This window comes from Pseudomonas sp. SDO5522_S412 (assembly GCF_054071215.1).
This window is the reverse complement of the sequence record NZ_JBSVWQ010000267.1, coordinates 1-7,160: the sequence shown is the minus strand read 5'-3', so window position 1 is coordinate 7,160 and position 7,160 is coordinate 1. Positions and strand designations below refer to the sequence as shown.

Sequence of the window (7,160 nt, the reverse complement as noted above, 5' to 3'; positions counted from 1 at the left end):
TCAGTCGACATTTCTATGGACTGACCCACCGCCTTCGCGAGCAAGCCCGCTCCCACATTTAGACCGCGTCCCTGGGCAACATCAGCCCCAACGGCAAGCGCACTCGCGCTTCCAGGCCGCCATCCGGCCGGTTGCGCAATTCGACATTGCCGCCATGCATCGAAGCAATCCGCCGCACGATCGCCAGCCCCAGGCCCGTGCCTTTGCCACCCCGGGCACGGTCGCCTCGGGTGAACGGGTTGAAGATACCTTCCAGTTCCGCCGGATCGATGCCGGCCCCACGGTCCATGACACTCAGAACCACGTAAGGCGCGCTGGTATCCCCGGAAACGTAGGCTGCTACTTCCACATCGGAACCGGCGTGATGCAGCGCGTTACCAATCAGGTTATTCAGCAGGCGCTTCATCGAAACCCGACGCAACGCGAACGGCTGGATCGGCTCCAGGCGCATGCGCACCTGCTCGCCATTCTGGTTGTAAGGCGCAACCACCTCGCGAACCAGGTCCGTCAGGTCGACCTCTTCCACCACCTCGTCCCGGCCATCGCGGATAAACGCCAGGAACTGGTCGAGAATCGCGTCCATGTCCTCGATGTCTCGAACCATGTCGTCGGTAAGGTCGGTGTGGTTACCCATCAGTTCCAGGGAAAGCCGCAGACGCGTCAGCGGCGTGCGCAGGTCATGGGACACCCCCGCCAGCATCAGCTCGCGCTCGCGCCCCGCCTGTTCGACATCCTCGGCCATCTGGTTGAACGCGCTGTACACCTCGGTCATTTCACTCGGCGTATCGCTGATGGGCAGGCGCACACTGCGGCCCTGGCCCAGCTGGCGTGCGGCAAACACCAGGCGCTTGAGCGGCTGGTTGAGCTGGCGCACGAAAATCCAGGCAGACGCGGTGGAAAGCAAGCCAATCGCCAGGAACCAGCCCAGCACGTTCCAGATCTTCTGCCCCCGCAACGGATGCGGATACAGCGGCACTTTCAGCCAGTCCTCCCCCAGGCTCGGCGCTCGCACCCACAGCGCCGGCGACACATGCATGCGCAGCCGCACCTCGGTGTCTTCACCCAGTTCGGCCTGCATCTGGCGCTGGTAGATTTCGCTGTAGGGCCAATGTTGCTCGCCCTCGGGCACGCCCGCGCCCGCGACCCGGACCAGGGTAGCGGCCTTGGCGATCTTCTCGCGGTTCTCGGGGTCTGCGGCCCAGTAGGCGCGCAAGGTCAGCGCGACACCGTGGCTGTACTGCCGGTCCACCAGCACGTCTTCGTTCATCAACAGATAAACCAGTGTCAGGGCCTTGGAAAACAGTACGACGATGAGCACCAGCCAAAGGGTGCGTGAGAAGAAACTCTGCGGGAACCACAACGGGGTTTTCATAAAAGACAGCTGGACACCTTGCAGGAGCGAGCCAAGCTCGCAGAATTGCAAACGCCGGGCAACCGGCTGACTCTTATCGAGTCATCACCGGCACGCCCGCCTCTGCAAATCATCGGTCACTTGGTTGCAGTGCCATCCGGCACAAACACGTAACCCACACCCCACACCGTCTGGATATAACGCGGCTTGGATGGATCGGGCTCGATCATCCGGCGCAGACGGGAGATCTGTACGTCGATGGAGCGCTCGAGGGCGTCCCACTCGCGGCCACGGGCCAGGTTCATCAGCTTGTCGCGGGTCAGCGGCTGGCGAGCGTTCATCACCAGTGCCTTGAGCACGGCGAATTCGCCGGTGGTCAGCATGTGCACTTCATCGCCACGCTTGAGCTCACGGGTGGCCAGCGACAGCTCGTAGTCACCGAAGGTCACGCTTTCGTCTTCGCTGCCTGGGGCACCCGGTACCGGGGCGGCCTGGCGACGCAGTACGGCCTTGACACGTGCCATCAGCTCGTCCGGGTTGAACGGCTTGGCCAGGTAATCGTCGGCGCCCAGTTCCAGGCCCTTGATGCGGCTCAGCTCATCGCCCTTGGCGGTCAGCATGATGATCGGGATCTGATTGTTGGCGCCGCGCAGGCGTTTGCAGGCGGTCAGGCCGTCTTCGCCGGGCAGCATCAGGTCCAGCACCACCAGGTTGAAGACTTCACGTCCCAACAGGCGGTCCATCTGTTCGGTGTTTGGCACCGCGCGGGCACGGTAGCCCTTGGAGTTGAAGAAACGCTCCAGCAGGCTGCTCAGCCCCGGATCGTCATCAACGATGAGAATTTTTTCGCCTTCAGCAGTTTGTGCAGTGCTGCTCATTAGATGCTCCTCTTATCTCGGCGCGCATTATGGCGTAGCTGCCGTTATACGCACCGTGTGCATTGTTAGCAGATTTTTCCTCTACCGCCAGCGAACCCGCGCCCTACAACCTTGGCGGCAATCCCCCCAAGGGCAGAACGCTGGTTATAATGCGGCGCCTTTGTGCAGGGCAACGTCAGTTCGTTACCGTTTACTGCCAGGGGATTTTTTTCACCCGCTTGTAGTGATTTTTTCGATTTCGAGGGTCAATAGGCTGCCTCTTGACCCAGGCAGCGGCGCCAGACGGGCCGCTCAACCAGCCTCGCGAGCCTTGTTTTCCGGGCCTGCGAGCCTGCTTTCAGAATTTCAGGTGGTTTTATGGACAGCATCAACAGCCGCATCGCCGAGGAACTCGGCGTACGCCCACAACAGGTCGAAGCGGCCGTCGCTCTACTGGATGAAGGCTCCACAGTGCCCTTCATCGCCCGTTACCGTAAAGAAGTCACCGGCAGCCTCGATGATATCCAGTTGCGGCATCTGGAAGAGCGCCTGCGCTACCTGCGAGAACTCGACGAACGGCGTATCAGCATCCTCGCCAGCATCGAAGAGCAAGGCAAGCTGACCCCGCAGCTGGAACGCGACATCAAGCTCGCCGACACCAAGACCCGCCTCGAAGACTTGTACCTGCCGTACAAGCAGAAGCGCCGCACCAAGGGCCAGATCGCCCTGGAAGCCGGCCTCGGCGAGCTGGCCGACGGTCTGTTCAACGACCCGTCCCTGGCCCCGGAAACCGAAGCTGCACGCTTTGTCGATGCCGAAAAAGGCGTGGCCGACGTCAAGGCCGCCCTCGAAGGCGCCAAGTACATCCTCATGGAGCGCTTCGCCGAAGACGCCAACCTGCTGGAAAAACTGCGCAACTACCTGAAGCAGGAAGCCACCCTCAGTGCCCGCGTGATCGCCGGCAAGGAAGAGGAAGGCGCCAAGTTCCGCGATTATTTCGAACACGACGAGCCGCTGAAAAGCATGCCGTCCCACCGTGCACTGGCGATTTTCCGCGGCCGCAACGAAGGCATCCTGAGCTCCGCGCTGAAAGTCGGCGACGAGCTGCCAGGCACCATGCACCCGTGCGAAGGCATGATCGGTCAACAGTTCGGCATCCAGAATCAGAATCGTCCTGCGGACAAGTGGCTCAGTGAAGTCGTGCGCTGGACCTGGAAGGTCAAGCTCTACACCCACCTCGAAACCGACCTGCTGGGCGAGTTGCGCGACGGCGCCGAAACCGAAGCCATCAGCGTATTCGCCCACAACCTGCACGACCTGCTGCTGGCCGCACCCGCCGGCCCACGCGCAACCCTGGGCCTCGACCCGGGCCTGCGCACCGGCTGCAAGGTTGCCGTGGTCGACGCCACCGGCAAGCTGCTGGATCACGCCACGGTTTACCCCCACGTGCCGCACAACAAGTGGGACCAGACCATCGCCATCCTGGCCGCCCTGTGCGCCAAGCACTCGGTGGACCTGATTGCCATCGGCAACGGCACCGCCAGCCGTGAAACCGACAAGCTGGCCGCCGAGCTGATCAAAAAATACCCAGGCATGCAGATGACCAAGGTGATGGTCTCCGAGGCCGGCGCTTCGGTGTACTCCGCGTCTGAACTGGCTTCCAAGGAATTCCCGGACCTCGACGTGTCGATCCGTGGCGCAGTGTCCATCGCTCGCCGCCTGCAGGACCCACTGGCCGAGCTGGTGAAGATCGATCCGAAATCCATCGGCGTCGGCCAGTACCAGCACGACGTATCGCAACTGAAACTGGCTCGCGGCCTGGATGCGGTAGTGGAAGACTGCGTGAACAAGGTCGGCGTGGACGTGAACACCGCCTCGGTTGCGCTGCTGGCCCGAATCTCCGGCCTCAACGCCACCCTGGCGCAGAACATCGTGACCCACCGCGACGAAAACGGTGCGTTCAAGACCCGTGCAGCGCTGAAAAAAGTCGCACGCCTTGGCGAAAAAACCTTCGAGCAAGCCGCCGGCTTCCTGCGCGTCATGAACGGTGACAACCCGCTGGATTCCTCGGCTGTCCACCCGGAAGCCTACCCGCTGGTACAACGCATCGCCGCTGAAACCGACCGCGACATCCGCTCGCTGATCGGCGACGCCGCGTTCCTCAAGCGCCTCGACCCGAAGAAGTACACCGACGAAACCTTCGGCGTGCCGACCATCACCGACATCCTGCAAGAGCTGGAAAAACCTGGCCGCGACCCGCGTCCCGAGTTCAAGACCGCCGAGTTCCAGGAAGGCGTCGAAGACCTCAAGGACCTGCAACTGGGGATGATCCTCGAAGGCGTGGTGACCAACGTGACCAACTTCGGCGCGTTTGTGGATATCGGCGTGCATCAGGACGGTTTGGTGCACATCTCTGCGCTTTCGGAGAAGTTCATCAAGGACCCGCGTGAAGCGGTGAAAGCCGGTGATGTGGTCAAGGTCAAGGTCATGGAAGTCGACATCCCGCGCAAACGCGTCGGCCTGTCGATGCGCATGAGCGACACCCCGGGCGAGAAAATCGACGGTGCCCGCGGTGCACGCCCGGGCTCGGCGCCTCGCCAGTCCCAAGGCACTGCACCCCGCAAGGAAACCACCGCGCCAGCCCCGGCCAACAACGCCATGGCTTCGCTGTTCGCCAACGCCAAACAACTGAAGAAACGTTAATGGAACTGCCAGCCGGCTTGACCCACAGCGCGTTCAGCGAACTCATTGGCTGCCGCCTGCAGCGCCTGGAAACCGGTGTTGCCGAGGTGGCCTTGACCCTGGAACCGCAGTTGCGCAACCGCGCTGGCAAGCTCCATGGCGGGGCGATCTTCAGCCTGGTGGACATTGCCATGGGGCTGGCGTGTTCCAGCTCCCATGGTTTCGACCAGCAGAGCGCGACCATCGAATGCAAGATCAACTACATCCGCGCCGTTTCCGACGGCGATGTGCTGTGCACCGCCCGAGTGATTCACCCGGGTCGGCGCACGCTGGTGGTCGAGGCGGACGTGTACCAGGACGAAAAACTGGTCGCAAAAGCACAAGGCACCTTCGCTGTCCTATAGCTCCCTGTCATCGATTTGAGTTAATTTCGGCGCTTCGAAAGTTGCGCCGAACTTTTCCTCGTGCGCGATAGCCAGATTCAGGGACGAGGGCGGCTCTTTCAGAGTGGGTCAATCCGGCTCAAAAACCAGGCGATAACGCCAGTTTCCACTTCACCCTTGTAGACCGTCCTGACCACCCCCATATTGGGGCGACTGACGCGTGAAGGAATCCAACTTGAGCGAACTTCTCAACCGCCGCCTGGCCCTGCTCGGCAAGCACGAACACCTCTCTTTGCTCGAGCAATGCCTGCACGGCATCGAGCGCGAATGCCTGCGCGTCACCGGTGAAGGCCGACTGGCACAAACGCCGCATCCCGAGGCCCTGGGCGCTGCACTGACCCACGAACAGATCACCACCGACTATTCCGAGTCGCTGCTTGAGTTCATCACGCCGGCGTTGCCCAACCCGGCCGATACCCTGAGCAGCCTCGACAAGATCCACCGTTTTGCCTACAGCAAGCTCGGCAGCGAGTACCTGTGGAGTCCATCGATGCCGTGCCCGTTGCCGGCCGAGGAAGATATTCCGATTGCCTACTACGGCACCTCCAATATCGGACAGCTCAAGTACGTGTATCGCAAGGGCCTGGCCCTGCGGTACGGCAAGACCATGCAGTGCATCGCCGGGATCCACTACAACTTTTCCCTGCCGGAAGACCTCTGGCCGTTGCTCAAGGAAGCCGAAGGCTTCGTGGGCACCGACCGGGATTACCAGTCCACGGCCTATATCGCGCTGATCCGCAACTTCCGCCGCTACAGCTGGCTGCTGATGTACCTGTTCGGCGCCTCGCCGGCCCTGGACGCGGGTTTCCTGCGCGGTCGTTCGCACCAGCTCGAAGTGCTGGACGCCGACACCCTGTACCTGCCGTACGCCACCAGCCTGCGCATGAGCGACCTGGGTTACCAGAGCAACGCCCAGGCCGGCCTGACGCCGTGCTACAACGACCTGGCGAGCTACACCGACAGCCTGCGCGAAGCTGTGGCAACACCCTACGCACCGTACGTCGAAGTCGGTACCCATAAGGACGGTGAGTGGGTTCAGCTCAACACCAACATCCTGCAGATCGAAAACGAGTACTACTCCAACATCCGGCCCAAGCGCGTGACCTACACCGGCGAACGGCCGATCCAGGCGCTGATGGCCCGTGGCATCCAGTACATCGAAGTGCGTTGCCTGGACATCAACCCGTTCCTGCCGATGGGCATCGACTTGCAAGAGTCGCGCTTCCTCGATGCGTTCCTGCTGTATTGCGCGCTGAATGACAGCCCGCTGTTCGCCGACAATGAGTGCGGCAACGCCACCTCCAACTTCCTCAGCGTGGTCAAGGAAGGCCGCCGTCCGGGCCTGCAATTGCAGCGCCGTGGCGAATCGGTGGACATGAAGGAATGGGCGGCAGAGCTGCTGGAGCAGATTGCTCCGCTGGCGGCGATGCTGGACCAGAGCCAGGGCATCAATGAACACAGCCAGGCGCTGGACGCGCAGCTGGCGAAGGTCAAGGATTCGTCCCTGACCCCGTCGGCCCAGGTGCTGGCGGCGATGAGCGAGCGTAAAGAGAGCTTTGCGCAGTTCTCGCTGCATCAGAGCCAGGTGCATGCGGAGTACTTCCGCAGCGAGCCGTTGAAGGCTGAGGAACAGGCACGTTTTGAGGAGCTGGCGCGCAGTTCGCTGGCGCAGCAGGCGGAGCTTGAGCAGAACGAAGTGGGTGATTTTGACGTGTTTGTCGGGTCGTACCAGGCGAGCATCCTCGCCATCAGCAACTAAAAGCCTGACACAGACCCCTGTGGGAGCGGGCTTGCTCGCGAAAGCGTTGTACCAGTCGATGTATTCGG

Annotated in this window: 5 protein-coding genes; 3 read left to right on the top strand and 2 right to left on the bottom strand. The window is 62.0% G+C overall.

The features are described from left to right. Positions 1–58: 58 nt before the first annotated feature. Positions 59–1,372: an ATP-binding protein gene (locus ACW9I6_RS29060; RefSeq protein ID WP_003213176.1), complete on the bottom strand. Its 1,314-nt coding sequence runs from the start codon at positions 1,370–1,372 to the stop codon at positions 59–61. A gap of 116 nt (positions 1,373–1,488) precedes the next feature. Then, positions 1,489–2,229: an osmolarity response regulator transcription factor OmpR gene (gene ompR / locus ACW9I6_RS29055; RefSeq protein ID WP_003213175.1), complete on the bottom strand. Its 741-nt coding sequence runs from the start codon at positions 2,227–2,229 to the stop codon at positions 1,489–1,491. Positions 2,230–2,586: 357 nt separating this feature from the next. Here ompR and ACW9I6_RS29050 point away from each other — a divergent pair, with 357 nt between their 5' ends. The 3 genes from ACW9I6_RS29050 to gshA all read left to right on the top strand — a co-directional run bounded on the left by ACW9I6_RS29050 (position 2,587) and on the right by gshA (position 7,092). Continuing rightward, a complete protein-coding gene (locus ACW9I6_RS29050) occupies positions 2,587–4,911 on the top strand; it encodes a Tex family protein (protein ID WP_457340114.1) in 2,325 nt (774 codons plus the stop codon). Beyond that, positions 4,911–5,294 (top strand): PaaI family thioesterase, encoded by a 384-nt coding sequence (locus ACW9I6_RS29045; RefSeq protein WP_003213170.1) that lies wholly within the window; start codon positions 4,911–4,913, stop codon positions 5,292–5,294. Before ACW9I6_RS29050 ends, ACW9I6_RS29045 begins: the two co-directional genes overlap by 1 nt. 214 nt (positions 5,295–5,508) lie before the next feature. Next, positions 5,509–7,092: a glutamate--cysteine ligase gene (gshA, locus tag ACW9I6_RS29040; RefSeq protein ID WP_008435798.1), complete on the top strand. Its 1,584-nt coding sequence runs from the start codon at positions 5,509–5,511 to the stop codon at positions 7,090–7,092. The last annotated feature ends 68 nt before the right edge of the window (positions 7,093–7,160 follow it).